This is a genomic window from Arthrobacter sp. TE26545 (genome assembly GCF_056279005.1).
The window spans coordinates 3,749,413-3,775,761 of sequence record NZ_JBWBQM010000001.1 but is presented as its reverse complement, the minus strand read 5'-3'; the positions used below and the strand labels follow the sequence as shown (position 1 = coordinate 3,775,761).

The window sequence follows — 26,349 nt, the reverse complement described above, 5'->3', positions numbered from 1 at the left end:
GATCCCGGAATCTCACGAAATAAAGCGAAAGCTCTTGCCATGCTGTGAAAAGTGGTTTTTACTGAATGGCAAGACATGGTGATCCAGACCACTCGAAAGCAGGTCAGGCAGTTGGCAGCAGATTCCTCCACCCGGACAGTCGAAAGGGCGCTGGCCCTCCTCAGCGCTGTCTGCACGGATGGGTCCATCAGCCTGAGTGACGCCGCACGCGTCGTTGATTTGTCGGCCAGCACCGCGCTCCGCCTCCTCCGCACCTTGGAAGGCAGCGGCTTCGTGACCCGGGACCCGGGAGGCAACTTCCGTCCCGGGGCCAGCATCATCCAGCTGGGCGCCCTGGCGTTGGGGCAGGAATCCCTCGTATCAATCTGCACGCCGCACATGAAGCTGCTTGTGGCCGAAACCGGCGAGTCCTGCTACCTGAGCATTCCCGGTCCTGGGGAGACCGGCATCTACATCGCCATCGTCGAAGGTACCCGCTCCGTGCGGCACGCCAGTTGGGTCGGCAGGAGCATTCCGCTGGAAGGCTCCGCCGCCGGCAAGATCCTGACCGGCGGGCAGAACGGCCGTGGCTACGCCATCGTGCGCAGCGGTGTGGAAGACGACGTCACGGCGGTTGCCGCCCCGATCGTTATCGGTGGCCGGACCGTTGCGGCCCTCAGCATCGTCGTACCCAGCTACCGACTGGACGAAGCGAAGGCCCAGGCCTTTGGCGAGGAGCTGGTGAAGGTGGCAGGCCACATTCTCGAAGAACCCGCAGAAAACCATGAAGCGCCCCACGAAAGCATGGAAAAGAAATGATCAAGTTTGAAAATGTCACCAAGGCGTACCCGGACGGGACGGTCGCCGTCGACGGCCTGAACCTCGAGGCACCTACTGGCAAGCTGACCATCCTGGTCGGTCCCTCCGGCTGCGGAAAGACCACCTCCTTGAGGATGATCAACCGCCTCATCGAGCCCACCAGCGGGACCATCTATCTCGATGACCAGCCCACCTCCGGCATGGATGCTGCGTTGCTCCGGCGCAGGATCGGATACGTCATCCAGCACGCCGGCCTTTTCCCGCACCGCACGATCGTGGACAACGTGGCCACCATGCCCGTACTGCTGGGCGAGAGCCGGCAGAAGGCCCGCAGCAAGGCCCTCGAGCTGATTGAGCGCGTCGGCCTGCCGGCCAGCTTCGCCAAGCGCTACCCATGGCAGCTTTCCGGCGGCCAGCAGCAGCGCGTCGGTGTTGCCCGTGCGCTGGCGTCGGACCCGGCATTCATGCTGATGGATGAGCCCTTCAGCGCCGTGGACCCCGTGGTCCGCGGACAACTGCAGGACGAGTTCCTTCGCCTGCAGCGCGAGATCGGCAAGACCATCATCATGGTCACGCACGACATCGACGAAGCCCTCAAGCTCGGCGACCAGGTTGCGGTGATGCGGGTCGGCGGCAAGCTGGCCCAGATGGCCTCCCCGTCGGAACTGCTTACCTCGCCCGCTGATGAGTTCGTGGCGGACTTCGTGGGCCGGGACCGCGGCTACCGTTCCCTCGGTTTCACGAAGACAGCCGGCGCCGTGGCCATCGGAGAAGAAGCCGTAGTCCAGCTCGGCGCCTCCGCGGAGGAAGCCCGAGCCAAGGCCACGGGTGCCTGGGTGCTGGTGGTCGACGGCGGCCGCAAGCCCCTCGGCTGGGCCCAGCCGGAGCAGATCGCCGGCGGCGAGCTGAAGCGCGAGCACCTGAACCTCAGTGGCATCGCCGCAGCGGCGTCCGGAACCATGCGCCAGCTGCTCGACGCCGCCCTCTCCTCGCCCAGCCGCCGCGGTGTGGTGGTCAACGAGGAGGGAAAGCTGATCGGCACCGTCACCGCGACCGACGTCGTCAAGGCCATCGAAGCCGAACCCCACCTGGAGACGGCGCGATGAACATTGAATGGCTCGGCCGCCAGTTCGACAACATCGTCTTCCTGCTCGGCTGGCACGTCCTGCTGGCCGTCATCCCGCTGGTCCTCGGGCTGCTGATTGCGCTTCCCCTTGGCTGGTGGGCGCACCGGAGCCGCCGGATCTACCCCTTGCTGGTGGGCATCGCGGGCCTTCTCTACACGGTCCCGTCCCTCGCCCTGTTCGTCCTGCTGCCGCTGGTCCTTGGCACCAAGATCCTGGACCCGCTGAACATCGTCGCGGCCCTGACCATCTACACCGTCGCGCTGCTGGTGCGCGTGGTGGCTGATGCCCTCGAGTCCGTGCCCGAGGACACCGTCCAGGCCGCCAAGGCCATGGGTTACCGCAGCTACCAGAGCCTCCTGAAAGTGGAGCTGCCCGTGGGCGTTCCCGTCATCAGCGCAGGGCTCCGCGTTGCCGCCGTGTCCAACGTCAGCCTGGTATCCGTGGCCGCGTTGCTTGGTATTCCCCAGCTCGGTTCGCTCTTCACCCAGGGCTTCCAGCTGCGGTTCTTCACGCCGATCATCGCCGGCATCCTGCTCTGCGTCATCCTGGCCATGATCCTGGACGGGCTGATCATCCTTCTCAACCGGTGGCTGACACCGTGGACCCCCAAGGTGGTGGCATCGTGAACTACCTGTTCGACCCCCGGCACTGGACTGGAGCCGACAGCATCCCGACCCTGATCGGGGAGCACCTGCTGTACTCCCTGATCGCCCTGGCCATCGCGGCAGTCATCGCGGTACCGCTTGGCATCTACATCGGCGTCACGGGCAAAGGCGTGTTCCTGATCGCCGGCCTGGCGAATGCGCTCCGCGCCCTGCCCAGCGTCGGCCTCCTGATCCTCCTGGTCCTGCTGATCTCGCCGGCCTTCCCGTCGAAGATGGGCTACATCCTTCCGAGCCTCATCGTCCTGGTGCTGCTAGCTGTGCCGCCCATCCTGACCAACACCTACGCCGGGGTCCGCGCAGTGGACGCCGCCGCCGTCGACGCCGCCAGGGGCATGGGGTTCCGCACCATGAAGATCCTCACCGACGTCCAGCTCCCGTGCTCGCTTCCGCTCGTCCTGTCCGGTGTCCGCAGCGCGCTGCTGCAGATCATCTCGACGGCGACCATCGCCGCGTACATTTCGCTCGGCGGCCTGGGCCGTCTGCTGATCGACGGCAAGGCCCAGAACGACTACAGCCAAATGGTTGCCGGCGCCGTGCTGGTCGCCTTGCTGGCACTGTTCTTCGACCAGCTCCTCGCTTTCATCACCCGCCGTGTCGTTTCACCAGGACTGACGCGGCGCACCATCAAATCGGCCTCCGCCGCCGAAGCCGTGAAGACCCCCGTCACGGTCTGAACAACACCCGGCGCCGTCCTTCCGGCGCGCAAGTTTCACCTCCCACCCACCCCACTTGGCCGCTGCATGCCCTCGCAGCGCCGTTCCAGGAGAGTTGACATGAAGAAGTACCTGACAGGCTTCACCCTCGCGGCAGTCGCCGCCATCACCCTGAGCGCCTGCGGCGGCGGGGACCCCATGAGCTCGTCAAGCACGCCGGCAGGAGGTTCGGGCGACAGCATCATCGTCGGCTCGGCTGACTTCCCGGAAAGCCAGTTGATCGCCAAGATCTACGCCGAGGCACTGAAGGCCAAGGGCATCCAGGTCACGGAGAAGCCGAGCATCGGCAGCCGCGAAGTCACCATTCCCGCCCTCAAGGACGGTTCCATCGACCTCATGCCCGAGTACGGTGGCGCGCTCCTGCAGTACCTCGACTCCGCCACCAAGGCGGTCACTTCGGAGGAGGTCACCAAGGACCTCGCCACGAAGATCCCCTCGGGACTGACCCTCCTTACCGCATCCGACGCGGAGGACAAGGACGTCCTGGCGGTCAAGAAGGAAACTGCCGACAAGTACAAGCTGAAGACCATCGAAGACATCAAGCCCGTGGCCAAGGAACTCGTTCTGGGCGGGCCGCCGGAGTGGAAGACCCGCCTGAACGGCGTCGCGGGGCTGAAGTCCGTCTACGGACTTGAGTTCAAGGAATTTTCAGCGCTCGACGCCGGTGGGCCGCTGACGCTGAATGCCCTGCTTTCCGGCCAGGTCCAGGTTGCCGACCTGTTCAGCACCGACCCGGCGCTGAAGGACAACAACCTGGTTGCCCTCGAAGACAACAAGAACCTTTTCCTGTCCGAGAACATCGTGCCGGTCATCAACGCAAAGAAGTCCACGGACACCGTCAAGGAAACCCTGAACAAGGTGTCCGCAGCGCTGACCACCGAAGACCTCATCACGATGAACGGCCGGGTGGCCAAGTTCGAAGACATCGGTGAAATCGCCAAGGAATGGCTCAAGTCCAAGAACCTGGGCTGATCCCACTCGCTTGCTGTAGAGGAAGAAAAGAAATGACTGCAGATTTCACCACCGGGACGCGTCCGGTCAAGGCGCCCCGCGGTACTGAGCTGTCCGCGAAGAGCTGGCAGACCGAAGCGCCGTTGCGCATGCTGATGAACAACCTGGACCCGGAGGTTGCCGAGCACCCCGAGGATCTCGTGGTTTACGGTGGCACGGGCCGTGCCGCCCGGTCCTGGAAGGCGTTCGATGCGATCTCGGAGACCTTGAAGGACATGGAAGAGGACGAGACCTTGCTGGTCCAGTCCGGTAAGCCGGTGGGTGTGTTCCGTACCAACAAGTGGGCTCCGCGGGTGCTGATCGCCAACTCCAACCTGGTGGGCGATTGGGCGACGTGGCCGGAGTTCCGGCGCCTGGAGGCCGAGGGCCTGATGATGTACGGGCAGATGACGGCCGGTTCCTGGATCTATATCGGCACCCAGGGCATCCTGCAGGGCACGTACGAAACCTTCGCCGCGGTCGGGAACAAGCTCGCCGCCGAAGGCCGCCACCCGGCACCGGCCGCGGAAGGCTCCACCGAAGGACCGCTGGCCGGGACCCTGACCCTGACCGGCGGGTGCGGGGGCATGGGCGGGGCCCAGCCGCTGGCCGTGACCCTGAACGACGGGGCCTGCCTGATCGTGGACGTGGATGAGTCCCGGCTGCGCCGCCGTGTCGGCAAGCGTTACCTGGACGAGGTCGAGACCGACCTGGATGCCGCGATCGCCAAGGTGAGCAAGGCCAAGGCTGAGCGGCGCGGCTGGTCCGTGGGCTACGTCGGCAACGCTGCGGAGGTCTTCCCCGAGCTGCTGCGCCGCCACCAGGCAGGCGAGCTGACCATTGACGTCGTGACCGACCAGACCAGTGCACATGATCCACTGTCGTACCTGCCCGAGGGCATCACCGTGGAGGAATGGCACACCGAGGCCGCCGCGGATCCGGAAGGGTTCACGAAGAAGGCCCAGGCGTCCATGGCCCGGCACGTGCAGGCCATGGTCGAGTTCCAGGATGCCGGGGCCGAGGTCTTCGATTACGGCAACTCCATCCGGGATGAGGCGCGCAAGGGCGGTTACGGGCGTGCGTTCGAGTTCCCCGGCTTCGTGCCGGCCTACATCCGGCCGCTGTTCTGCGAGGGCCTGGGCCCGTTCCGCTGGGTGGCCCTGTCCGGGGACCCGGAGGACATCCGCGTCACCGACGAAGCGATCAAGGAGCTGTTCCCGGAGAACAAGCACCTGCACAAGTGGATCGACGCCGCCCAGGAACGGGTCGAGTTCGAGGGCCTGCCGGCACGTATCTGCTGGCTGGGCTACGGCGAACGCCACAAGGCCGGGCTGCTGTTCAACAAGCTCGTCGCCGAGGGCAAGGTCAAGGCACCGATCGTGATCGGCCGTGACCACCTGGACTCCGGCTCCGTGGCCTCCCCGTACCGGGAGACCGAGGCCATGAAGGACGGCTCGGACGCGATCGCGGACTGGCCTTTGCTGAACGCCCTGACCGCCGCGTCCTCGGGTGCGACCTGGGTGTCCATCCACCACGGCGGCGGCGTGGGCATCGGCCGCTCGATCCATACCGGCCAGGTCTCCGTGGCCGACGGCACCGAGCTCGCGGCCGAGAAGCTCGAGCGGCTGCTGACCAATGACCCCGGCATGGGCGTCATCCGCCACGTCGACGCCGGCTACGAGCGCGCCGTCGAGGTCGCCGCCGAGCGCGGCGTCCGCATCCCCATGAACGAAGCTGCAGCGAACACCAGCAAGTAAGCCCGCAAGCAGTAGCCTCTACACAAGTGAGCCCCGGTGGCCGGACTTACCGGCCGCCGGGGTTTCCCGCACCGAAAGGGACCCTTCCATGATCGCGATCGACGGCCGGCAGTTGGACTTGGCGGACATCGTTTCGGTGGCCGAAGGCGAACAAGTCAGCCTGGCTCCGGAAGCGCTGGTGCGGATGACCGAATCCCGGGAGTCAGCGGTGGCCACGGCGCTGCGCCGCCCGGTCTACGGACGTTCCACCGGTGTGGGCGCCAACCGGACCGTTTCGCTGACGGAAGCCGGGGGTGGGGATACCCACGGACTCAAGCTGCTGCGCAGCCATGCCGTGGATGCCGGCAGGCCGCTGGACCGCAGGACCGTCCGCGCCATGCTGGTCGTCAGGCTGTCCCAGCTGGCGGCCGGCGGGTCGGGGATCAACCCTGCCATCGCCGAGGCCCTCGTTGCGCTCCTCAACTCCGGTGCCGTCCCCGAGGTCCGCGAGTTCGGCGGGATCGGCACCGCAGACCTTCCTGCCCTCGCCGGCACGGCGCTGACGATGCTCGGCGAACGGGAGCCCCTCGGGGGAGGAAAAGCACCCGTCCTCCTGGATGGCTGGGCGACCGCCGACGCCCTCCCGTTCATCAGTTCCAGCGCCCTGACCATCGCCCAGGCGGTCCTCGCGCATCAGGAACTGAGCACCCTCCTTGGCAACGCCGCGTCCGTGGCAGCCCTGTCCTTCGCTGCGATGTCCGGCAACCCGGAAGCCTTCAGCCCGGCGGTAGCTGCTGCCGCGGACACTCCCGCGGTTGCGGACGCGGCCCGCATGTTCCATGGGCTCGTCCAAGGCAGCGGTGAACCGGCCCGCATCCAGGATCCGTACTGCCTTCGGACCCTGCCGCAGATCTTCGGATCCCAATCTGAAGAGTTGGCGGCGTTGGGAGCCTTGCTGCGACGCCTTGTCACGGCCGGAAACGAGAACCCGCTGGTCCACGGCTCGCCCTCGGAAGGGACCAACGACGTCTCCCACCACGGCCTCTTCCAGATGACCAACCTCGCCCGCCGTGTGGATGCCCTGCAGCTGGCCATCGGCGCGGCCTGCGCCACGCACCTGCGCAGGATCGACCTTCTCTGCGAGCCTAACTACACCGGCCAGCATCCCTTCCTCGCAGAGGACGGAAGCGGCCAGTCCGGCGTCATGATGCTGGAATATGTCGCCGCCGGCGCAGTGGGCCGGATCCGGAGCAATGCCCAGCCCGTGAGCCTGCAAACCGTGGTGTTGTCCCTGGGCGCCGAGGAAGACGCAAGCTTTGCGAGTGTGGCTGCCGCACAGCTGCAGTCAACGGCGGACGCCCTGGCGACCGTTGCCGCCGTCGAACTCGTCTGTGCCACCCGCGCCCTGCGGCTGCAGGGCCGGCAGCCCGAAGAGTTTGCCAGCCCGCGGCTCCAAACCGTCATGCGCGCAGCATTCGCGCTGCCCTCCGACGTCCGGGACCGGGACCTGCGCTGGGACCTTGAGCAAGCCCACCGGCTGGTCACAGCCCGGTACTGAGGTCCCAGCATTGAGGCTCCAGCACTGAGCCTCCAGCACTGAGGTCCCGGTACTGATCCCGGCCCGACGCCGGCGCTGCTAGTGCGCCGGCGCAGCTTCCTTGGCCGCGGCCTTCGGGTCCGTCAGCTTCTTGTTGGGCAGCGCGAAGCTGACCAGGAACGCCAGCAGCGTCAGCCCGGCGGCAGTGAGCATCACGACGTCGATCGCCTGGGCAAAGCCTTCGGTGATCGGCCGGGTCAGCACCGGGTTGGCCGAATGCAGCCAGCTGGTGTCGTTGAGGGAGTCGTTGGACGCCCCGTTCTTGAAGAAGTCGTACAGCTTGGCGTTGGCTGGATCCGCGGCTACTGCCGGGTCCTTGAGCACCCTGAGATAGTTGGCGCTGCCTGCGGCGGTCTTCATGCCGTCGGCGATGCGGTCCGCTGCCTGGCTGAACAGCATCGAGATGAACACGGCCGTGCCCACCGCGCCGCCCATGGAGCGGAAGAACGCCGCCGTCGAGGTTCCCACGCCCATGTCTTTCGCCGGCACCGAAACCTGCATGGCCAGGGTGAGCGGCTGCATGCAGAAGCCCAGCCCCATGCCGAAGAACACCGCGATCAGGCCGGGAACCCAGAGGCCCGTGTCCACGCCCAGCGACAGTCCCATGACGACGGCGGCCGCCGTCAGGGTCGCCGTGCCGAGGATCGGGAAGATCCGGTACGTGCCCGACGACGAGATGGTGCGCCCGGCGGTGATGGAACCGCCGAGGATGCCCACCGTGAAGGTGATCATCATGAGCCCGGCCTCGGTGGGGGTGAGGCCCTTGACCAGCTGCAGGTACATCGGCAGCATCGCGATGGCGCCGAACATGCCGATGCCGATGATGAAGTTCAGCAGCGAGGACAGGCCGAAAGTGGCGTTGCGGAACAGGCGCAGGGGGATCAGCGCATAGTCGCCGGCGCGCCGCTCGGCGAGCAGGAAGAGGACGATGCCCACCACTCCCAGGCCGTAGCAAAGCCAGGAAGCGGGGGAGTTCCAGCCCCAGCTGCGGCCCTGTTCGGCGACGAGCAGCAGCGGCACGATCGCCAGCGTGATGGCCGCTGCGCCCCAGTAGTCGATCTTTTGCTTCACGTGCCGCGGCGGCAGGTGCAGGTACAGGAAGACCACGGCCAGGGCGGCCAGGCCGATGGGCAGGTTGATGAAGAACACCCAGCGCCAGCCGTCGAAGCCCAGGATGTTGGACGTACCGGCAAAGGCGCCGCCGATCACCGGGCCCAGCACGGAGGAAACACCGAAGACGGACATGAAGTAGCCCTGGTACTTGGCACGGTCCTTGAGCGCCACGATGTCGCCGATAATGGTCAGGGCCAGCGCCAGCAGGCCGCCGGCGCCCATGCCCTGGATGCCGCGGGCCACGGCCAGTTCGGCCATGGAATGCACGGATCCGGCGTAGAGCGAGCCCGCCAGGAAGATGAGGATCGCGGCCAGGTACAGCGGGCGGCGGCCGAAGATGTCGCTGAGCTTGCCGTACAGCGGGGTGCTCACCGTCGAGGTGATGAGGTAGGCCGTGGTGGCCCAGGCCTGCAGGGAGAGGCCGTCGAGGTCGTTCGCGATGGTGTAGATCGACGTCGACACGATGGTCTGGTCCAGCGAGGACAGGAACATGCCGAGCATGAGGCCCACCATGACGGTCAAGGTCTGGCGGTGGGTCAGGATTTCGCCGGGGGCCCGGACAGGGGTGGATTTGGACATCGGTCCTCCAGGAAAAGGCGGGCGGGGGAGCGCAACGGATAGTTGCTTTCAGTAACTATCCTAAATGACGTTGTATTCCCCGCCTAGCCGGGAGTTCCGGTTAAGGCTCCACGAGGATCCCGTCGGGGTCGCAGTAGATCATGTTCCCGGGCTCGATATGCACTCCGTCGATCACCACGGGGACGTCCACTTCGCCGCGGCCCGTTTTGGTGCTCTTCTTCGGGTTGCTGCCCAGGGCCTTGATGCCGAAAGGCAGCTTCGCCAGGGCCAGCCGGTCCCGGATGGCGCCGTTGATGACGACGCCGGCCCAGCCGTTCGCCACGGCGCTTTCGGCGATCATGTCCCCCATGAGTGCCGTGCGCAGCGAACCATTGCCGTCCACCACCAGCACCGCGCCGTCGCCGGGGGTGCCGAGCACGGTCTTCACCAGTGCGTTGTCCTCGAAGCATTTCACCGTGCGGACGGGGCCGCTGAAACTGCTGCGGCCGCCCAGGTCCTGGAACTGCAGCGGGATGGAGGCGAGTTCATCACCGCGCTCGTCGTAGAGATCGGCGGTGCTCAGGATTTCGTTCATGCAGCAACACTAACCCCGTTGCCCGTCCCGGGAGAGGCGGCAGGGATAGGCTGAATCAACACCGTTACAAGCCAGGGGGAACCACCATGAGTCCGAGCGATCTGACCGGATTACCCGGTTCCCTGCCCGAGCGCCCGGTGCCGGATCCTGCCGCTTCGGCAGGTGGCACGACGACGGCGCTCGCCGAACCGGTGGACCGCGTCCGGGCGCTGTGGATCACCGGAGTCGTGCTGGTCAACCTGGGCATCAACGCCGCCTTCTTCGGGCCCATCCAGGTGCTGCTCGGCCAGCAGGCCATCCATTTCGACGAAGGCCAGAAGGAAGCGATCCTCGCCCTCGTCACCGGCTGCGGTGCCGCGGTTTCCCTCGTGGCGAACCCGCTGTTCGGTGCCTTCAGCGACCGCACGGCCTCCCGCTTCGGCCGCCGCGTGCCCTGGGTCCTGGTCGGTGCGGTTCTAGGCGCCGTGGCGCTGGTGGGCCTGGCGGGTGCGCCGAACGTGGCGGTCATGACGATCCTCTGGTGCCTGGTCCAGGCCGGGTGCAACGGAGCTTACGCCGCCGTCACAGCGGCCATTCCGGACCGCGTTCCGGTGCCGCAGCGCGGCACGGTGGGCGGCCTCGCCGCCATGGGCCAGACGGTGGGCATCCTGCTCGGTGCGGTGATCGCCTCGGTGGTCGCGGGGAACTTTGCCGCCGGATACCTGGTGTGCGCAGCGGCGCTGCTCGCCGGCGTCGTGCTTTATCTGTTCAAGAGCGACGACGCCCCGCTGGCTCCCGCCGCCCGCCCGCCCTTCAGCCTGGCGGCGTTTGCGAAGGGCTTCTGGGTGTCGCCGGTGAAGTACCCGGACTTCGCGTGGGCGTGGCTGACCCGGCTGCTGGTCAATATCGGCAACCACATGGTCACCCTGTACCTGCTGTTCTTCCTCAAGGACGCCGTGCACCTGGAACAGACGCAGGGCATCGCGCCGGAGTTCGGCGTGCTGATCCTCACCGGCCTGTACGCGGTGATGGTGATCATCACCAGCGTGGTGGGCGGCGCCCTGAGCGACCGCATGGGCAAGCGGAAGCCTCTCGTGATCGTGTCCTCCGTGGTGATCGCCGTGGCGAGCCTCATCCTTGGTTTCGCCCCCACTTGGGCCGGCGCCATCACCGGTGCGGTGGTGCTCGGCGTCGGTTTCGGCGCATACCTGGCCGTGGACTTCGCGCTCATCACCCAAGTCCTGCCCACAGCGCTGGACCGCGGCCGGGACCTCGGCGTGATCAACGTGGCCAACTCCCTGCCGCAGGTGATCGCACCGCTGATCGCCTTCCCGTTCGTCACCTACCTGGGCGGCTACGTGTCCCTCTATGTGGCCGCGGCGGTGATCGGACTGCTGGGTGCGGTGTTCGTGGTGAAGATCAAGAGCGTGGCGTAGTTCTTTTGTAGGAGCCGCGGTCAGAAGACTGCGGTGAACTGGTTCCAGCCGCCGCCGACGAAGGCGCGGCCCTTAAAGTCGGCCACATTGGTGGGGTCACCGCTGCCGAAGTACATCCACATGTCTCCGGTGCGGTTAATGCCGTACACGTCCACCTTGCCGTCGCCGTTGAAGTCTCCGGAGGCACAGATCCGGGAAAAGACTTCCCAGCCCACAAAGGTGGCAGTGTAGAAATTCGGCGTTCCGGCCCCGAAGTGTCCCGTGCCGGTGCTTGTCAGGAGCATGAGATTTCCCCAGCGGTCCCTGACCATGACATTGTTCTCGTTGCCTCCCCTGAACTTCCCCGGGGCCACGATGAGGTCGAAGTCCCACCAACCCCTGCTGATGACTTTGCGTTTCAACCAGCCGCCCCGTCCGTTGCCGGGGTAGAGCCAAACGGTGTTGGAGGTGTCCCTCGCAATGATGTCGTTGAAGCCGTCGCCGTCGAAGTCCCCCGGGGCAATGATGTTGCGGTGGATGTTCCACCCTGTGCCGATCTGGACTTTGGTGGGAATCCCACCCTTCCCGTTGCCCGGGTAGAGGAACAGGCGGCCCTGCCGATCCCGGGCAATGACGTCGTTCTTGCCGTCGCCGTTGAAATCGCCGGCTGACACGAGCGCGTTGTAGATGTTCCAGCCCCCGCCGATGCGTTGCCGTGGCAGCCACGAGCCACGGCCATTCGTGGGATAGAGGTAGAGCGTTCCCGCCTTGTCACGGGCAAAGACATCCATGGTGTTGTCCCCGTTGAGGCCTTTGGTCTTTTCTCTATTGGCGATCCGTGGCTTCAGCGCGACTGGAACAACCTTCGTCCACCCGCCGACCATGACAAGGATGTCCACCGTCACCTTCCGGCCCTTGTCAGCCGCCGCGATGACGTAGCTACGCTGCGTAGCTCCCCGGATCGGTGTGCCGTCCCTCTTCCAGACGTACTTGAAGGACGGCACCCCACCCTCTGGATAGGAGCTGACCTGGCCGACCTTGGCGGAGATGATGCCGCCGACGGATGCGTCGCCGGTGATCTCTTCATTGAAGACAGTGATGTCCCGTGGCATTGGTCCCACCGGAGCCGACGTCGCCCTCGCGGCGAGCCTGCCAGGGCTGAGGGCAGTGACCTGAACGGAAATCCTGCTCCCGGCATCGAGATAGTACTGCGACGAATAGGCCTGTTCGATTGCGCCGAAAATAGGAACACCGTTGCGGAACCATTGGTATCGGTACCCGCTGGGCTCAACCTGCCAGGTTCCGGCATTGGCCGAAAGATCTGAGGTCGGAAAGACGACCCGACCGGAAATGGATGGTGGTGCAATGTTGGCCTGCGACTGCAGCGGTATCGCCGGGTTGTTGACCGAGAAAGTGCCCCGGCTGAAGTCGAGCGGGGGAACCGGTGACGGCGCTGGCGTGGCGGTCCGTTCGACCGGCTTGTCGCGAAAGTAAATGACCGTTGCGCGGGTGCCCAAGTACCTGATGCGGATGCTTTGCAGGGTGTACTTTCCGTTGGTTTCGGAAACCGTAGCCAAGGCGCTGGCTGTGCCACTGAATGGTCCTTTGGGCACGGAACCACTCCAGCTAAGCTCCAGGCCCTTCACCAAGGATTGATCCAGGTAGGTGAACCGGATATCACTGGCCGCCTGTGACAGTGTGAAATTCACCGCGGCGGTCTGCCCGGGGATGACTGTTTCCGCCGCCGGAGCCAACGAGATTACGGCCGGTTCTTCAAAAGCGACGAGAGGGTTGTTGACTGCAAATCCCAGGCGATTGAATTCTTCAGTTGACGGGTGGGCAAAACCCCGGAAATAGTTGGCACTTCCGCCGTCTCCCCTGATCTCCACGGAGTACGCCTTGACGTCGCCGCTGGGCCAACTCTCGGCATCGATTGCCATGCTGACTGTGCCTTCTGTCGCCGGCGTACCGCCGGTCCAGCGGGCATACCGGGCCCCGGTCATGTCGGCCAATGTGATTTCCACGCTCGTCACCGGCGCCGAAGTCTTGAACGCGAAGGTCGCGTTGTTTCCCGGAGTGATCACCGCGGGCGAGGTCCGCCCAATGGAAAGCAGTTGGGGCCTGGCCTCCACCGCCGCGGCGGGGCCCGCCGGCACCAGGATCACAGCCGCGAGCACCGCAGAAACGCAGATGCCCAAACAACGAAAAAGCCGACGAAAAAGAGCAGCGCCGAACGCCATAATTCCCCCAATAAGCATGGGCCGGACGCGGCCCGATCACCTGAGGATACTGCCGGGTCCTGCCCCTGCCAACATCCGTCCCGGCGCCGGTTCCGCAGGAGGTCTCCCAAACCGCTCCCAGACAACTCCCACCTTGCTGCCGTAACATCTACTAGTCACGTAGGATGCCGCACGGCGCCGCCACACAGATCACCGGATATGCCCGAAGAAAACTACCTGGAACCGTATTCGCTGGACCTTGCAGCGGGGTTGCCGCGGATGGCCGCCGCCCCCACCACCCCAAGGCAGCAGCTCCGCTATGCCCGGATCCTGAAGGCCGCCGCTGGATTCACGCAGCGGCAATTCGATACCGTCAGCCTCTCCGACGTCGCCCTGCAGGCACATGTCCCGCTGGGCACCCTCTACCGCTACTTCCCGTCGCCCGCACACCTGATGCTTGCCGTCTATCGGCAGCAGCTGCGCGAACTTGGCAGCGGGCAAGCGAAGGCGGCGCGGCTCGGACGCGAAAAGCGCCGCGACCAGTTGGCACGCGACAGCCAGCCCCCACTCGGCCTGCGGAACGCATTGACCGGCCTCCTCATGGAGATCTTCCACCTGCGGGTGATGCAGCCCGCCGTCGAGCACTGCCTGACCCGCAGTTCGGACAGCTGGGACGGCGACATCCCGGAACTGCTGCGCGAGGTCGACGCGCTGGCCGAGGCTTTGGTCGTGTCAGTGAACAACGACGCCGGCCGGGCCCGGATCCTGCTGCATACGGTCAGTGGTCTGGTCCAGTTGGTCCGCTGCCGCCGGCTCTCGCTGTTCGACGCGGAAAAAGACCTCAAGAACGCCTGCTCCCTGCTCGCCGAAACCCCGAAATCCCTGTAACCGGTCTAGACCACCGAGGCTAAAAAGCCGTCATTTGGCGTGATGTGAGTCACAACCTCTGCCGGGTAAACGTTTTATCAGGGCGCGCTGCCCTGGCAGCGGTCATCAGCACCCCCGCGGCTTGCCTACCATTGCAGAACCGACGCGGCCAGCGGCCCAACCTGCAGGAGATGTGCAGCCCGGTCCAGCCACCCTTGGCCCGAACCAACGCTCCTCGAACGCCCATATTTGTGCCGGACCGCCCAGCGGGTCCACGGCTAGCCTGAGGAGACAACGACGTGTCTATCGAAACCATCGACGCCGGCAAAGAAGCGGCGCTCGTCCTGAGCGAAGAAGAGATTTTCACTGCGCACGAGGGCGGCAAACTCTCCGTGTCCAGCACCGTTCCGCTGAACGACAAGCGCGATCTTTCCATCGCCTACACCCCGGGTGTCGCCCAGGTCAGCCGGGCAATCCATGCCAAGCCGGAACTTGCCCGCACCCACACCTGGGCCGAGCGCCTCGTGGTGGTCGTCAGCGACGGCACCGCCGTCCTGGGCCTCGGCAACATCGGCCCCAGCGCTTCCCTGCCCGTCATGGAGGGCAAGTCCGCCCTGTTCAAGTCCTTCGGCGACCTCGACTCCATCCCGCTGGTCCTCAACACCACGGACGTTGACGAGATCATCGAAACCCTCGTTCGTCTCCGCCCCAGCTTCGGTGCCGTGAACCTCGAAGACATCTCGGCCCCGCGCTGCTTCGAGCTCGAAGAGCGCCTCATCGAGGCACTCGACTGCCCGGTGATGCACGACGACCAGCACGGCACCGCCGTCGTGGTCCTTGCCGCCCTGACAAACGCCGCCAAGGTGACCAAGCGCGAACTCAGGGACCTGAAGGTGGTTGTTTCCGGAGCCGGTGCCGCCGGCATCGCCGTCGCTGAAATCCTGCTGACCGCCGGCGTCGAGGACGTCATCCTGCTCGACTCGAAGGGCGCCATCAACACCGTCCGCGCCGACATCGCCGCGGATCCCGTCAGCAAGAAGGCCCAGATGGCGCAGCGGACCAACCCGCGCGGCGTCAGCGGCGGACCGGGCGAGGCCCTGCAGGGTGCCGACGTGTTCGTCGGGGTCTCCTCCTCCAAGCTGGACGAAGAGCACCTCAAGCTCATGGCCGAAGACTCCATCGTTTTCGCACTGTCCAACCCGGACCCGGAGGTCCTGCCCGAGGTCGCGTCCAAGTATGCCGCCGTCGTGGCCACGGGCCGCAGCGACTTCCCGAACCAGATCAACAACGTCCTGGCGTTCCCGGGCATCTTCCGCGGAGCTTTGGATGCCGGCGCCCGCCGCATCACGCCCGCCATGAAGTTGGCCGCGGCCCGCGCCATCGCCGAACTCGCTGAGGAAGAACTCTCCGCCGACTACATCGTGCCGAGCCCGCTGGATGCCCGTGTGGCCCTGGCTGTCACCGCGGCCGTGGCCGCCGCCGCGGAATAGTTCCTGCGGCAAAAAGCCAACGACGGCGGCGCTCCCGTGCTGGGGAGCGCCGCCGTCGTTTTGCTTCCGAAGCACCGCGGCGGAAGAGCGCCCGGCGCTCCGCGTAGGCTCGAGGTATGACCGCTGAAACCATCGTGACGATTCTGTGCGGCCTGGCCATCGCCGTCGGCGTGGCCGGAACAATCATCCCGGTGCTGCCCGGAAGTATCCTGGTTGCTGCGAGCCTGCTCGCCTGGGCGCTCTGGGGTGGCGCCGGGGCTACGGGCTGGGTGGTGTTCGGCATCGGGCTGACGCTCGTGGCCGTGGGCATGGCCTCCAGCGCTATCCTCACGGGACGGAAACTCAAGCAGCACGGCATCCCCAACCGCTCCGTGCTTATCGGGATCGTCCTAGCCATTGCGGGGATGTTCGTGATCCCGGTGGTGGGCCTTTTCGTGGGCTTCGGCGTCGGGCTCCTGCTGAGCGAGCTGTTGCGCACCCGCGAGTTCAAGACCGCGGTGAGCTCGAGCCTCGCCGCACTGAAGGCCACCGGACTGGGCATTCTGGCCGAATTCGGCCTGGCCTGCCTCGCGGCCAGCACCTGGGCGATCGGCGTCTGGGTGGCCGCGCTCAACTGACAGCGCCTGAATGCACTTCGGGTATGCGGACTGCAGCTGTCCGCATACCCATGGCTGCCGCTGCATCCGGTGGGGCATAGTCGGGCGCATGATTGGAAAATTCCATGCACTGGTAATCGACTGTGAAGACATCGAGCCGATGGCCCTCTTCTATCAGGAACTGCTCGGAATGCAGCGGGTGGAGGGCGACGCCGATTGGATCACCATCGGCGACGCCGCCGACCGTCCGGCGGTTGCCTTCCAACGGGTCGACAAGCTGACTCCGCCGCAATGGCCGTCCGCCGAGCACCCCCAGCAGATGCACGTGGACGTACTGGTCGGCAACCTGGACGAGGCGGAGGAGAAGGCCCTCGCCCTCGGCGCGCGGAAACAGGGCTACGGGACGGAGACTTTCAGGGTCTACCTCGATCCCGCCGGCCATCCGTTCTGTCTGGTTTCCTCCTAGGCAGGCCCCGCGCACGACGGCGGCCCGGCGCAGAGCAGCGGCGCAGAGCAGCGGCGCCGGGCAGCAAAGCGGCGGCCGCCCCGTGAAGGGAACGGCCGCCGTCGTCGTTTTCGATCTAGTGGTTATTTCCGAAGTGGAAGGGGCGCTACATGGCGCGGCCCTTCATCTCCTCTCTGGCATCACGGCCGAGCCACAGGCCCACAGCAACCATTACGACACCGAGCACCAGGTGCAGCCAGTTGTCGGCGGTGTTGAGCGGCACAAAGTTGGCCATTGAGTCCGCACCGATCACGAGACCGTAGATCCACAGGACCAGGTAGACGATGCCGCCGCCGACCAGGAACCCGCGTGCCATCCTGGAGGTCCTGGCCATGTACAGGCCGACCGCACCGAACAGCATATGGACGATGTTGTGCAGAATTGACACTTGGAAGATTCCAAGAAGCATGGCGCCCGACTCATGCCCAGCAAAGGTCATGGCGCCGTAGTTGCTCGTGATGCCCGGGATGAATCCAAGGACACCAACGACCAGGAATACCCAGCCCAAACCCAGCGCCGTGTTGTGCAGCGAGAGTCCCATCACATGGTGGTGTTGTGCCGGGTGTGAAGCGGTGGTCATAACTCCTCCCAACCACATTTTGTACCGGCCGGCCAAGTGGCCGGCCGTTTCGCGGCAAGGAGCTGTCGGAACCCTGCCGACGTCCATAGTTTACTCCCGATAACCCGGGAAATAGAGGGTAAGCCCCGGCCGGCGGCCCTGCGGCAGCGGACCCGGGCGTGGGCCATGCCGAGGCCGGCAGGGGCAGGACGGGAGTCCGCACCGCAGATAGCATGGACAGATGACTGCCGGGTACCCCGTTCCCCCGGACCACGGCGTGTACCGCGACACCCGGGACCTCACCCCGTTCCGCCGCGCCCGCGTCCGTACCCCGGCCCGCGGCCTTGCCGACAGCGTCGGCGGTGCCGTTTCGGGAGTGCTGCACAGGCGGAGCGCCGACCGGCTGTCCGTGGCAGGGGAGGTGCCTCCGCTCAAGCGCTTCTCCAGCCGCACCGCGAAGGCCATGCATGCCGCGGTCTTCACCGGCACCGAGCCCGAACGCCTCCTACTCCTGGCCAGGGCCAACCCCGGATGGGCCGGCCTCTGCCAGGTCCTGGCCGGCCTTCTCGCCTACAAGCACGGCAGCTACCTGCGTGCGGCAGAGCTCCTGCGGCTGGGCATCTCAACCAGGATCGACGACGCCGCCAGCCAGTTCTCCGCCGCGTACCTTGGCCGGGTGGTCAGCACGGTCGAGGTTGCCGAGCGGGTCGAAGTGCAGGTGCTCTTCAGCGAGGAGTCGGTGTTCCTGGCCCTTTCGCACTGCATGCGGGAAGCCGGCCGGATGGACGCCGCCCTGGACGCACTGGCCAGCCTGCCGCCGTCTCTCCCGGCTGCCTTGGCCCGCTGCATGGCGGCGTCGGCACTCGGCCGGCACCGCGACGTCGTCGGCTGGACCGAAGGCCTGGAAAACGCGGACGACCTTTCCGCCGCCCTGCTGCTCCTCCGGGCAGGGTCCCTCCGCGCGCTGGGCGAATCCGGCGCCGCGCAGTCTGCGCTGTCCGAAGTGCTGCGGCGGCGGAAGACCAGCCTCTCCCTGCGCAACGACGCCCTCACCGACCGTGCGCTGTTGGCGTTCGACGCCGGCCGGCGGGCTCTGCTACCCGGCTCGAGGCGGAACGGGGGCGCCCTGCCCCACGGCGGTACCAGCAGGAGCGGCGCGCTGGAGGGCGGCATGATCCGCAAGGACGCCGAGATGCGCCGGCTCTGGGAGCAGGACTGGAAGGACCTCGGCGGGGATTGACGGCCCTGGTACCGACATCTTGGGAACGGACCCTTGTGCACCGGACGGGGCGGGTCTATTCTTTAGTCAACTAGTTGGTTGATCAACTAGTTGGTTGAGTAAGAGGTAGGAAGTGCCACACCAGGACCCGCTCGACACGGCTCTACTAGATAGGGCCTTCATGGCGCTCGCGGATCCGGTCCGGCGGAACATCGTGGCCAGGCTGTCGCGGGGCGACGCCACGGTCAACGAACTCGCCGAACCGTTCGCGATCACCAAACAGGCCGTGTCCAAGCACATCCAGGTCCTGGAGCAGGCCGGCCTGGTCACTCGTTCACGCGACGCCCAGCGGCGCCCGGTCCATTTGGACGCGGCGGCCCTGGAGCGGCTCACGGCGTGGATCGACCAGTACCGGCTCCAAGCGGAAGGGCGTTACCGGAGGCTGGACGCCCTGCTGGAAAGCCAGGCCTCCGAGCGGATTCCAAGGTCCGCGCAGACTCCAAGGAGTGGAGAACAATGAGCAATCCAACCAACATCACTGCCGAGCCCGGCGTTCCGTTCGTTGATACGGTCCGGGAATTCGACGCCCCGGTTGACGCCGTCTACCGTGCCCACGTCGAGCCCGAGCTGATGGTCCAGTGGCTGGGCCCGCGGGAGGACAAGGTGGAGAACATCCGCTACGACACCAGGGTGGGCGGCCGCTGGAGCTTCGACGGCGCCAGCAGCGAGGGCTACGAGTTCAGCTTCAGCGGTGTCTTCCACGCGGTGGAGCCAGCCAAGCTGCTCATCATGACCTTCGAATTCTCCGGGGCCCCCGGCGAGGTGGGCATCGGCACCACGAGGTTCGAGGACCTGGGCGGCGGCCGCAGCCGGATCTCCATCCACGACGTCTACCCCACGGTCGAAGCCCGCGACATGGCTGTGGCCAGCGGCATGAACTACGGCGTGATCGAAGGCTACGAACGGCTCGACGGGCTCCTGGCCAGCCAGCGGGTGTAGCCCGCTCGGCATGGAAAGCCGGGGGCGGCTCAGGCGGTCCGGGTCACGAGCGGGATGAGCTGCTCGGCCAGCAGCACGACGCCGAGCCCCACCATCACGATGCCGCTCGCCAGCGTCACCACCCGGGCCGCCGCGGGCCGCGAATGCAGCAGCCTGCGGGACGCCAGCGCCACGCCCGTGTAGACGAGGCCCGCCAGTATCACGAAGGTCAGGCCCAGCAGCCCGGACTGCACGGGAACCGGCAGCGGCGCGTCCGGGCTGACGAACTGCGGCACCAGTGCCAGGAAGAACAGCAGGCCCTTCGGGTTGATGCCGCTGGTGCCCATGCCCAGCAGGAAGCTGCGGAGCTGGTTCCGGGACTGCCCGACGGCGTCATCCGCGCTGAAGCGCGCGCCGCGCCAGGAGCGGAGGGTGCTGATGCCCAGCCACAGCAGGTAGGCCGCGCCGGCCACTGTCAGCCAGCCGAGGAGTCCGGGGATGCCGGCCAGCAGTGCCGCCAGGCCGAGCGCCATCAATGCCGTGTGCACCACGTAGCCGCTGCATAGTCCGGCCACCGCGGGGATGAAACTGCGCTGCCGCAGCCCGGCCGAAATCGAGTATGCCCAGTCCACGCCGGGGGTGCAGGCCAGGGTGACCGCAACGATCGTGAAGGCAAGGAAGAGCTGGGGGTTCATGGTGGCTCCTGGGTTGTTCCGCCGCTTGGATCCGGCAAGGAAAACCCTAGGGAAAAACGGCCCATAAGTGTTCGCGTTTTTATCCCACCAGGGCGCCAGATTGGTAAGATATTTGCGTGATTGACGGAATCGACAGAACTATTTTGCGCCACCTCAAAGAGGACGGCCGGATGACTGCCACGGCGCTGGCATCCAAGGTGGGTTTGACGGTGGCGCCGTGCCACCGCAGGCTGCGGGAACTGGAGACCTCCGGCGTCATCCGTGGCTACCGGGCGGACATCGATCCGGCTGCGATCGGCCTAGGCTTCGAGGCGATCGTGTTCGTCACTTTGGCCAAGGTGGAGCGCAGCATTATGTCCGATTTCGAGGAACGCGTGGCGGCCCTGCCCAACATCGTCGAAGCCCAGCGGCTGTTCGGCTCGCCGGATTACCTGCTCCGCGTGATCGCCGCGGACCTCCCGGCGTACCAGCGCTTCTACGACGAACAGCTCACGGTGCTTCCCGCCGTCGAACGCCTCACCTCGACCCTGGTGATGAAGAACCTGAAGAGCAACGCCGGGCCGCCGGTTTAGCCGGGCGGGTCCGGCTACTCCACATGGCCGGCTACTCCATAGCGCCGGCTACTCGGTAGGCCTGACGTGGACGATGATGACCTGGACGTCCTTGCTGCCGTCGTAGCGCAGGTCGTAGTTGACGTCCAGGCCCGTGCTGGTGCCGCTGGTGATGGAAAAGTCGCTCTTCATCTGCGGATCGGCGCTCGCCGAGCTGATCCAGCCCTCGGCGGAGGCGCCGTCGATCCCGTACTTCTCGACGCCGTCGCGGATCAGCGCGAAGAACTCCTCCGGGGAGTCCGCGGTGAGGAAGTAGGTGATCTCGCTGAAGTCGGGCTGGATGTTGGTGGTGTTGAAGCGGATCCGGTCCGTTTCGCCGCCGATCTCGCCGGCGGGCGCCACGATCGTGAGCTTGATCTTGCCTGCGTCCTGCGTGTTGATTTCGGGCCCGTAGCTGGTGTCCGAGACACCGACGGCGGACTTCATCAGCTTGCCGCTGCTCAGGTCCAGCCTGGCGCGGAGTTCGGTGCGGATCTTGTCGACGCCGGCGGTGTCCAGCGTGGAGAAATCGGAGGTGTTCACGGTGCTCCCTTGCGAAGTGTGCGGCGTCTGGGCGGGTGTGGCGGATCCGGGGGGTTGGCAGGCGGTGAGCGCGAGGCACGCAGCGGCGGCCAGCGCCACGGCGGAGGTGCGTGCTGCCTTCCGCAGCGGCGGCCTCACTGGTGGACCTCCACGTCGAAGCCCGACAGGAAGCGTCCGGTGATGTCCGGAATGTTGTTGAGGGGGCGGTGCTCCTCGACGCGGCCGTTGAAGTCGGAGGCGATGATGTCCCGGGCGCGGTCGGGGTCGGTGGCGAGTAGGTCCTGGTACGCCGGCAGGGTGTCCTGGCTGATGAGCGCCCAGCGGGCGTCGGCGTCGGCGATGTTCCCGTCCGGGAAGCCCGTGGTGAAGTCGGTGCGGAACTGGAGCGGGTTGTCCCAGCCGGTGACCGGCACCTTCTCCGGGCCGGGGCTCTCCACGCTGTAGGTGTAGGGGAACACCTCGGGGAAACTCTTCGCACCAGGGATGGAGGGCTCGCCCGCGAGGGTGACCATGTAGGTGACCGCCTCGCCGCCCGGGTGGTTCTTCATGTTCACGTAGTCGTCGGCGATGATCTCGTTCTGCTCGCGGTACAGGAGCGCGGTGTTGCCCTTCTGGATCTCGGCGGGGTCGCCGGAATCGATCTGAGCCCAGGCCCGGGCCGTGCCCGCGTCGATGGCGCCCGAATCCCGCAGCCGGTTGATCTCATCGATGCCGCCGTTCATGTAGGCCTCGTGCTGGCGTGCCTGGTCAAGGAAGATCTCCTTGTTCATGTCCAACATCGAGGTTTCGTAGAACTTGATCTCCTGGTCCGTCATCCCGGCCAGCTGTTCGAGCTGGTCCAGGACGGGCAGCGGAATGTCGGACACCGGATTGTCGGTGATCTGCTGCGCGAGATCCCGCATCAATGCCATGTCCTTGAACCCGCCGGCAAAGGATGGCCCGATCATGTTGGCCATCCCGGCCCATTGCAGGTCCGGATTCTCCAGGTAGGCCTTGCCGTAGTAGTCGTAGACCTTCTTGATGGTTTCCCAGTTGTACTCGGTGCCCTTGGAGGTATCCCAGTCGGCCGGGTCGATGCCCATCTCGCGCATCGCCTGCTGGTTCCAGTAGTCACTCAGGAAACCGGCGTACTCCGGGGAGTTCTTGCTGATCAGGCCGGAGTCGGCGGCTGCGTCCATGGCAGCCTTGGCCGCCTCCGGGTGCTCAAGCGCCCACTGCTTGAACTCGTCGCTGGCCAGGTAGGCCTTCCGCTCGGCCGGAGTCATGCCTTCGAGCTTGTCCGTGAGCACATCGCCTTGGGCGTCTTGCCCGCCGGGTCCGCCGGTCCCGCCGCCAGCAGGACCGCCGGAAGTGCTTGCCTTGTCCTGCTCGTCGGCGTTCTTCAGCAACGCTTTGCTCGCCGCTTCCATCTGTCCCGCGGCCTTCTTGAGGGCGGGCAGGTGGGCGGAGCTCCATTCGCTGCGGAAATGCTCGCCGTCGGCCCCGCGCCAGCCGGTGCCAGACAGCGTGCTGCTCAGCTGTTGGCCCAGCGCGGAAAGCTTGTGCGCCCCGCCCGCCATGGCCTTGGCGAGCTGGCGCAACTGTGCAACGTCTGCACCGTAGAAAGTTCCGGACATGGTTCCCCCGAGCGAATGTCTGTGCTGCAAATTGTGCCAGCCGTTCCGGCATTGCCGATCCTACGTGCCCGCCGTGCCCCCGGCGATGGGGAGAGCTGCCCGCCGTGGGGAGCGGTCCGTCGGAAAGGGCCGACGCCGGCAGCCCGGTTCCGCGGTCGGCCCGGTTCCGCGGTCGGCTCAGCTTCGCAGCAGCCCCGTGGTGCGGTAGGGGATCACTTCGCGCAGGAACATGCTGGTGGAGGTGCGCACGATTCCCGGGCAAAGCCGGATTTCCTCGGACACCCGGTACAGGTCGTCCGGGCTCGTGGCGACCACGCGGATGATGAGGTCGGTGTCGCCGGCGGGGGCGTGGCATTCCAGCACTTCGGGGATGTCCCGCAGGGCGGCGATGGCCTCGTTCAGCCGGTGCTGGTCCAGTTCGGCGCTCACTGCAGCCGCCACTCCACGGCCCAGGGCCGCGGGCAGGACCCGGCTGCTGTTGGGCCGCAGCGCACCGGACTCCGACATCCGTTCCAGGCGTGATTGCACGGTTCCGCGGGCCAGGCCGAGGCGCTGGGCGAGCACCATGACGGGAAGCCGCGGATCGTCGTCGAGGGCGGCAAGGATCCTCTTGTCTGTGGCGTCCAGTTCCTGCAAAGTGACCATCACCTGTCTATTGCTTGATGTCTGATTGGTCAGATTGACCAGTTCGAAATCGATCCGTTGCACCAACTGTAGTGTCTCTGTTCGAATAGTGGCAGCAAAGGGAAACGGCCACCGCCCCATCCCGCGCGGCAACGGAATCCCCGGCACACCTCCCGGAATCCGCACAACCGTCCCGCAAGGACGCCGCCGCTGATTGACTCTTGTTCACACCAACGTCAGTCCCCACACAGCCGGCCATGCCGGCGCCACCATAAGAGCCCCTGAGCCACCGACCCTGACGGTAGCTGAGGGGCTCTTGTGCTGTGCGGCTTTGCTGTGCGGCGCTGGCGGTGCCGTCACGCGTTTCCGTCGGTGCCGCCGATTACGCTGGGACCATGACAGCAGCCGGCCGCTTCGCTCCCAGCCCCTCAGGGGAACTACACGTGGGCAACCTCCGCACGGCCCTCCTCGCGTGGCTGTTCGCCCGCTCCACGGGCCGCCGCTTCCTGCTCCGCGTGGAGGACCTGGACCGGGCCCGGGCCGGTGCCGAAGAAGTCCAGCTCCGGGATCTGTCGGCGGTCGGCGTGGACTGGGACGGCCCCGTGGTGCGCCAGACGGACCGCGGCCCGCTCTACACCGAGGCCATCCGGCGCCTCGAGGAAGCCGGCCTCACCTACGAATGTTTCTGCACCCGCCGCGAAATCCAGGAGGCGCCGTCCGCCCCGCATGCCCCGCAGGGCGCCTATCCGGGGACCTGCAGGCGGCTGACAGCGGAGGAGCGGGACATCCGGCGGGCCGGCCGCCCGGCCGCGATCCGGCTCCGCTCGGAGGTACGGGAGTGGACAGTGGAGGACGAACTCCACGGCCGCTACCTTGGCACCGTGGACGACTTCGTGCTCCGCCGCAACGACGGCGTCACCGCCTACAACCTGGCAGTGGTGGTGGATGACGCCGAACAGGGCATCGACCAGGTGGTCCGCGGTGACGACCTCCTGTCCTCCGCGCCACGGCAGGCGTACCTCGCCTCGCTGCTCGGGCTTCCCGTACCGCAGTACGCGCACGTCCCCCTGGTGGTGAACCACGACGGTGCCCGGCTGGCCAAGCGCGACGGCGCCGTGACGCTCGCGGACCTCGCCGCCGTCGGGCTTTCCGCCGAAAAGGTGCGGGAGCTGATCCTGGCATCCCTCGGGCTGCCCGGTGACTTCAAAGAGGCGCTCGCCGTGTTCGACCCCGCGGCGCTGCCTCGGGATCCGTGGGTGTGGGACGCGGCGATGGCCGGCAGCAACGGCTAGCGGCTAGCTTGGGAGGCATCGCGGACTAGTCTTACTTCTCATGGATGCACCGACCTCTGGACTTGTTGCCCCCGGATTCGAAGCCGTAGCCGAACTCTTCGGCCGTTACCTCGCCGAGGACCCGGAATATTCGGCCCAGCTGGCCGCCTACCACCGCGGAGTCAAGGTCCTGGACCTCAGCGGCGGCCCGCACATCCGCCCCGATTCCGTCACCGGCGTGTTCTCCTGCTCCAAAGGCATGGCAGGCCTGGTCATCGCGCTTCTGGTTCAGGACGGGCTCCTGGACCTCGACGCCGAGGTGGTCAAGTACTGGCCCGAGTTCGGAGCCCAGGGGAAATCCGGCATCACCGTCGTGCAGCTGCTTTCGCACCAGGCCGGGCTGCTGGGGGTCGAGGGAGGGCTGTCCCTCGAAGAATGCAACCACTCCGAACTGGCTGCGGCCAAGCTCGCTGCCCTGCCACCGCTCTGGAAGCCGGGAGCGGCCTTCGGCTACCACGCCCTGACCATCGGGGTCTTCATGGAGGAACTCTGCCGCAGGATCACCGGGAGCACGCTGCAGGAAATCTTTGAAGCGCGGATCCGCGCGGTGACGGGCGCGGACTTCTTCCTCGGACTGCCCGAGTCCGAAGAGCCGCGCTACGCGACCTTGCGCTGGGTGTCCGACCCCGAGCGGCCGTGGACGGATCCCGCCGGTCACTTCGGCCTGGCCGCGAACGCGGTGACTGCCGAGATCCTGGACCTGCCAAACATCCGTGAGGTCCGCGCCGCCGGGCTCAGCTCGGTGGCCGGCGTCGCCAATGCGGAAGGCATGGCCCGGGTCTATGCTGCCGCGCTGACCGGGCTTGAAGGAAACCCCGGGCTCGCCGGATCCGGTGCCGCGGGTGCGGAAGGTGCAGGCGGTTCAGGCCGTCCCGCCGTCGCGCCCTTGTTGAGCGAGGAGACCATCCGGGCCGTCTCGGCCGAGCAGGTGTTCGGGATCGACCGCGTCTTCGGCGATACCAGCTGCTTCGCCACTGTCTTCATGAAATCCCACGCCCGGATGCCGTTCGGCAGCTACCGGGCATTCGGCCACGACGGTGCCGGCGGGGCCCTGGGCTACGCGGATCCGGTGTACGGGCTGGGCTTCGGCTACGTGCCGCAGCAGGCCGAGCCGGGCGGCATCGGATGCCGGAATTTCGAGTTGAGTGCCGCGGTGCGGAAGGCGGTTTCGGAAACAGGGCGGGTAATGGAAGCGGGCGCGTAATACTGTCGGAGCCGGGGCCTAGTATCA

26 protein-coding genes are annotated in these 26,349 nt (G+C 66.4%); 18 read left to right on the top strand and 8 right to left on the bottom strand.

The window, feature by feature from the left end:
* The first annotated feature begins 51 nt into the window (after positions 1 to 51).
* The 7 genes from ACZ9CK_RS17170 to ACZ9CK_RS17140 all read left to right on the top strand — a co-directional run bounded on the left by ACZ9CK_RS17170 (position 52) and on the right by ACZ9CK_RS17140 (position 7,587).
* Positions 52 to 798 (top strand): IclR family transcriptional regulator, encoded by a 747-nt coding sequence (locus ACZ9CK_RS17170; RefSeq protein ID WP_426300647.1) that lies wholly within the window; start codon positions 52 to 54, stop codon positions 796 to 798.
* Complete coding sequence (locus ACZ9CK_RS17165) at positions 795 to 1,904, top strand: ABC transporter ATP-binding protein (RefSeq protein WP_476050568.1); 1,110 nt, start codon at positions 795 to 797, stop codon at positions 1,902 to 1,904. The genes ACZ9CK_RS17170 and ACZ9CK_RS17165 overlap by 4 nt, the downstream gene beginning before the upstream one ends.
* The gene (locus tag ACZ9CK_RS17160) at positions 1,901 to 2,551 is read left to right on the top strand and encodes an ABC transporter permease (RefSeq protein WP_426300643.1); all 651 of its coding nucleotides are present in this window, start codon (positions 1,901 to 1,903) and stop codon (positions 2,549 to 2,551) included. Before ACZ9CK_RS17165 ends, ACZ9CK_RS17160 begins: the two co-directional genes overlap by 4 nt.
* A complete protein-coding gene (locus ACZ9CK_RS17155; RefSeq protein ID WP_426300641.1) occupies positions 2,512 to 3,264 on the top strand; it encodes an ABC transporter permease in 753 nt (250 codons plus the stop codon). Before ACZ9CK_RS17160 ends, ACZ9CK_RS17155 begins: the two co-directional genes overlap by 40 nt.
* A gap of 99 nt (positions 3,265 to 3,363) precedes the next feature.
* Positions 3,364 to 4,275 carry an ABC transporter substrate-binding protein gene (locus tag ACZ9CK_RS17150; protein WP_426300639.1) on the top strand — a complete coding sequence of 304 codons (912 nt, stop codon included), beginning with the start codon at positions 3,364 to 3,366 and terminating at the stop codon, positions 4,273 to 4,275.
* Between the two features lie 32 nt (positions 4,276 to 4,307).
* Positions 4,308 to 6,050, top strand: a complete 1,743-nt coding sequence (locus tag ACZ9CK_RS17145; RefSeq protein WP_476050567.1) for a urocanate hydratase — start codon at positions 4,308 to 4,310, stop codon at positions 6,048 to 6,050.
* An 88-nt stretch (positions 6,051 to 6,138) separates the two neighbouring features.
* Positions 6,139 to 7,587 (top strand): aromatic amino acid lyase, encoded by a 1,449-nt coding sequence (locus ACZ9CK_RS17140; protein ID WP_476050566.1) that lies wholly within the window; start codon positions 6,139 to 6,141, stop codon positions 7,585 to 7,587.
* A gap of 78 nt (positions 7,588 to 7,665) precedes the next feature.
* Here ACZ9CK_RS17140 and ACZ9CK_RS17135 read toward each other — a convergent pair whose 3' ends face one another.
* Together ACZ9CK_RS17135 and rraA are read right to left on the bottom strand one after the other, a co-directional pair.
* Complete coding sequence (locus ACZ9CK_RS17135; RefSeq protein ID WP_476050565.1) at positions 7,666 to 9,318, bottom strand: MDR family MFS transporter; 1,653 nt, start codon at positions 9,316 to 9,318, stop codon at positions 7,666 to 7,668.
* A gap of 100 nt (positions 9,319 to 9,418) precedes the next feature.
* Positions 9,419 to 9,892: a ribonuclease E activity regulator RraA gene (gene rraA, locus ACZ9CK_RS17130; RefSeq protein WP_476050564.1), complete on the bottom strand. Its 474-nt coding sequence runs from the start codon at positions 9,890 to 9,892 to the stop codon at positions 9,419 to 9,421.
* Positions 9,893 to 9,978: 86 nt separating this feature from the next.
* Between rraA and ACZ9CK_RS17125 the strand changes: the two genes are divergently transcribed.
* On the top strand, positions 9,979 to 11,307 hold the full coding sequence (locus tag ACZ9CK_RS17125) for an MFS transporter (protein WP_476050563.1): 1,329 nt from the start codon (positions 9,979 to 9,981) through the stop codon (positions 11,305 to 11,307).
* A gap of 20 nt (positions 11,308 to 11,327) precedes the next feature.
* On the opposite strand, the gene ACZ9CK_RS17120 is transcribed toward ACZ9CK_RS17125, so the two are convergent.
* On the bottom strand, positions 11,328 to 13,544 hold the full coding sequence (locus tag ACZ9CK_RS17120) for an FG-GAP repeat domain-containing protein (protein ID WP_476050562.1): 2,217 nt from the start codon (positions 13,542 to 13,544) through the stop codon (positions 11,328 to 11,330).
* 180 nt (positions 13,545 to 13,724) lie between these two features.
* Here ACZ9CK_RS17120 and ACZ9CK_RS17115 point away from each other — a divergent pair, with 180 nt between their 5' ends.
* The 4 genes from ACZ9CK_RS17115 to ACZ9CK_RS17100 all read left to right on the top strand — a co-directional run bounded on the left by ACZ9CK_RS17115 (position 13,725) and on the right by ACZ9CK_RS17100 (position 16,924).
* A complete protein-coding gene (locus ACZ9CK_RS17115) occupies positions 13,725 to 14,393 on the top strand; it encodes a TetR/AcrR family transcriptional regulator (protein WP_426300625.1) in 669 nt (222 codons plus the stop codon).
* A gap of 278 nt (positions 14,394 to 14,671) precedes the next feature.
* Complete coding sequence (locus ACZ9CK_RS17110) at positions 14,672 to 15,862, top strand: NAD(P)-dependent malic enzyme (RefSeq protein WP_426300623.1); 1,191 nt, start codon at positions 14,672 to 14,674, stop codon at positions 15,860 to 15,862.
* 116 nt (positions 15,863 to 15,978) lie between these two features.
* Positions 15,979 to 16,479 carry a DUF456 domain-containing protein gene (locus tag ACZ9CK_RS17105; protein WP_426300621.1) on the top strand — a complete coding sequence of 167 codons (501 nt, stop codon included), beginning with the start codon at positions 15,979 to 15,981 and terminating at the stop codon, positions 16,477 to 16,479.
* Positions 16,480 to 16,567: 88 nt separating this feature from the next.
* Positions 16,568 to 16,924 (top strand): VOC family protein, encoded by a 357-nt coding sequence (locus tag ACZ9CK_RS17100; RefSeq protein ID WP_426300619.1) that lies wholly within the window; start codon positions 16,568 to 16,570, stop codon positions 16,922 to 16,924.
* Positions 16,925 to 17,069: 145 nt separating this feature from the next.
* On the opposite strand, the gene ACZ9CK_RS17095 is transcribed toward ACZ9CK_RS17100, so the two are convergent.
* The gene (locus ACZ9CK_RS17095) at positions 17,070 to 17,543 is read right to left on the bottom strand and encodes a DUF4383 domain-containing protein (protein WP_426300617.1); all 474 of its coding nucleotides are present in this window, start codon (positions 17,541 to 17,543) and stop codon (positions 17,070 to 17,072) included.
* Positions 17,544 to 17,763: 220 nt separating this feature from the next.
* Between ACZ9CK_RS17095 and ACZ9CK_RS17090 the strand changes: the two genes are divergently transcribed.
* From ACZ9CK_RS17090 to ACZ9CK_RS17080, 3 genes are all read left to right on the top strand, one after another.
* Positions 17,764 to 18,762, top strand: a complete 999-nt coding sequence (locus tag ACZ9CK_RS17090) for a hypothetical protein (protein ID WP_426300615.1) — start codon at positions 17,764 to 17,766, stop codon at positions 18,760 to 18,762.
* 160 nt (positions 18,763 to 18,922) lie between these two features.
* Complete coding sequence (locus ACZ9CK_RS17085) at positions 18,923 to 19,261, top strand: ArsR/SmtB family transcription factor (RefSeq protein ID WP_426300613.1); 339 nt, start codon at positions 18,923 to 18,925, stop codon at positions 19,259 to 19,261.
* A complete protein-coding gene (locus tag ACZ9CK_RS17080) occupies positions 19,258 to 19,740 on the top strand; it encodes an SRPBCC family protein (protein ID WP_426300611.1) in 483 nt (160 codons plus the stop codon). Before ACZ9CK_RS17085 ends, ACZ9CK_RS17080 begins: the two co-directional genes overlap by 4 nt.
* Positions 19,741 to 19,769: 29 nt before the next feature.
* Here the strand turns inward: ACZ9CK_RS17080 and ACZ9CK_RS17075 are convergent, their stop codons facing one another.
* Positions 19,770 to 20,414 carry a LysE family translocator gene (locus ACZ9CK_RS17075; protein WP_426300609.1) on the bottom strand — a complete coding sequence of 215 codons (645 nt, stop codon included), beginning with the start codon at positions 20,412 to 20,414 and terminating at the stop codon, positions 19,770 to 19,772.
* Positions 20,415 to 20,530: 116 nt separating this feature from the next.
* Between ACZ9CK_RS17075 and ACZ9CK_RS17070 the strand changes: the two genes are divergently transcribed.
* Complete coding sequence (locus tag ACZ9CK_RS17070; protein WP_426300607.1) at positions 20,531 to 20,986, top strand: Lrp/AsnC family transcriptional regulator; 456 nt, start codon at positions 20,531 to 20,533, stop codon at positions 20,984 to 20,986.
* Positions 20,987 to 21,034: 48 nt separating this feature from the next.
* Here the strand turns inward: ACZ9CK_RS17070 and ACZ9CK_RS17065 are convergent, their stop codons facing one another.
* The 3 genes from ACZ9CK_RS17065 to ACZ9CK_RS17055 form a co-directional block, all read right to left on the bottom strand.
* Positions 21,035 to 21,547, bottom strand: coding sequence for a hypothetical protein (locus tag ACZ9CK_RS17065; protein WP_426300605.1), 513 nt, complete (start codon positions 21,545 to 21,547; stop codon positions 21,035 to 21,037).
* Positions 21,548 to 21,681: 134 nt separating this feature from the next.
* Positions 21,682 to 23,163 (bottom strand): WXG100 family type VII secretion target, encoded by a 1,482-nt coding sequence (locus ACZ9CK_RS17060; protein ID WP_476050561.1) that lies wholly within the window; start codon positions 23,161 to 23,163, stop codon positions 21,682 to 21,684.
* A 177-nt stretch (positions 23,164 to 23,340) separates the two neighbouring features.
* Positions 23,341 to 23,808: an Lrp/AsnC family transcriptional regulator gene (locus ACZ9CK_RS17055; RefSeq protein ID WP_426300601.1), complete on the bottom strand. Its 468-nt coding sequence runs from the start codon at positions 23,806 to 23,808 to the stop codon at positions 23,341 to 23,343.
* A 374-nt stretch (positions 23,809 to 24,182) separates the two neighbouring features.
* Here ACZ9CK_RS17055 and gluQRS point away from each other — a divergent pair, with 374 nt between their 5' ends.
* Together gluQRS and ACZ9CK_RS17045 are read left to right on the top strand one after the other, a co-directional pair.
* Entirely contained in the window at positions 24,183 to 25,079 is an 897-nt protein-coding gene (gene gluQRS / locus ACZ9CK_RS17050; protein ID WP_476050560.1) for a tRNA glutamyl-Q(34) synthetase GluQRS, read from the top strand.
* 40 nt (positions 25,080 to 25,119) lie between these two features.
* Positions 25,120 to 26,322 (top strand): serine hydrolase domain-containing protein, encoded by a 1,203-nt coding sequence (locus tag ACZ9CK_RS17045; RefSeq protein WP_476050559.1) that lies wholly within the window; start codon positions 25,120 to 25,122, stop codon positions 26,320 to 26,322.
* Positions 26,323 to 26,349: the final 27 nt, after the last annotated feature.

Bases quoted from the DNA above. Each gene is read 5' to 3' on its own strand.
- ACZ9CK_RS17165 (WP_476050568.1), top strand. From the start codon at position 795: ATGATCAAGTTTGAAAATGTCACCAAGGCGTACCCGGACGGGACGGTC.
- ACZ9CK_RS17160 (WP_426300643.1), top strand. From the start codon at position 1,901: ATGAACATTGAATGGCTCGGCCGCCAGTTCGACAACATCGTCTTCCTG.
- ACZ9CK_RS17150 (WP_426300639.1), top strand. From the start codon at position 3,364: ATGAAGAAGTACCTGACAGGCTTCACCCTCGCGGCAGTCGCCGCCATC.
- ACZ9CK_RS17145 (WP_476050567.1), top strand. From the start codon at position 4,308: ATGACTGCAGATTTCACCACCGGGACGCGTCCGGTCAAGGCGCCCCGC.
- ACZ9CK_RS17140 (WP_476050566.1), top strand. From the start codon at position 6,139: ATGATCGCGATCGACGGCCGGCAGTTGGACTTGGCGGACATCGTTTCG.
- ACZ9CK_RS17135 (WP_476050565.1), bottom strand. From the start codon at position 9,318: ATGTCCAAATCCACCCCTGTCCGGGCCCCCGGCGAAATCCTGACCCAC.
- rraA (WP_476050564.1), bottom strand. From the start codon at position 9,892: ATGAACGAAATCCTGAGCACCGCCGATCTCTACGACGAGCGCGGTGAT.
- ACZ9CK_RS17125 (WP_476050563.1), top strand. From the start codon at position 9,979: ATGAGTCCGAGCGATCTGACCGGATTACCCGGTTCCCTGCCCGAGCGC.
- ACZ9CK_RS17120 (WP_476050562.1), bottom strand. From the start codon at position 13,544: ATGCTTATTGGGGGAATTATGGCGTTCGGCGCTGCTCTTTTTCGTCGG.
- ACZ9CK_RS17115 (WP_426300625.1), top strand. From the start codon at position 13,725: ATGCCCGAAGAAAACTACCTGGAACCGTATTCGCTGGACCTTGCAGCG.
- ACZ9CK_RS17105 (WP_426300621.1), top strand. From the start codon at position 15,979: ATGACCGCTGAAACCATCGTGACGATTCTGTGCGGCCTGGCCATCGCC.
- ACZ9CK_RS17100 (WP_426300619.1), top strand. From the start codon at position 16,568: ATGATTGGAAAATTCCATGCACTGGTAATCGACTGTGAAGACATCGAG.
- ACZ9CK_RS17095 (WP_426300617.1), bottom strand. From the start codon at position 17,543: ATGACCACCGCTTCACACCCGGCACAACACCACCATGTGATGGGACTC.
- ACZ9CK_RS17090 (WP_426300615.1), top strand. From the start codon at position 17,764: ATGACTGCCGGGTACCCCGTTCCCCCGGACCACGGCGTGTACCGCGAC.
- ACZ9CK_RS17085 (WP_426300613.1), top strand. From the start codon at position 18,923: ATGGCGCTCGCGGATCCGGTCCGGCGGAACATCGTGGCCAGGCTGTCG.
- ACZ9CK_RS17080 (WP_426300611.1), top strand. From the start codon at position 19,258: ATGAGCAATCCAACCAACATCACTGCCGAGCCCGGCGTTCCGTTCGTT.
- ACZ9CK_RS17075 (WP_426300609.1), bottom strand. From the start codon at position 20,414: ATGAACCCCCAGCTCTTCCTTGCCTTCACGATCGTTGCGGTCACCCTG.
- ACZ9CK_RS17060 (WP_476050561.1), bottom strand. From the start codon at position 23,163: ATGTCCGGAACTTTCTACGGTGCAGACGTTGCACAGTTGCGCCAGCTC.
- ACZ9CK_RS17055 (WP_426300601.1), bottom strand. From the start codon at position 23,808: ATGGTCACTTTGCAGGAACTGGACGCCACAGACAAGAGGATCCTTGCC.
- gluQRS (WP_476050560.1), top strand. From the start codon at position 24,183: ATGACAGCAGCCGGCCGCTTCGCTCCCAGCCCCTCAGGGGAACTACAC.
- ACZ9CK_RS17045 (WP_476050559.1), top strand. From the start codon at position 25,120: ATGGATGCACCGACCTCTGGACTTGTTGCCCCCGGATTCGAAGCCGTA.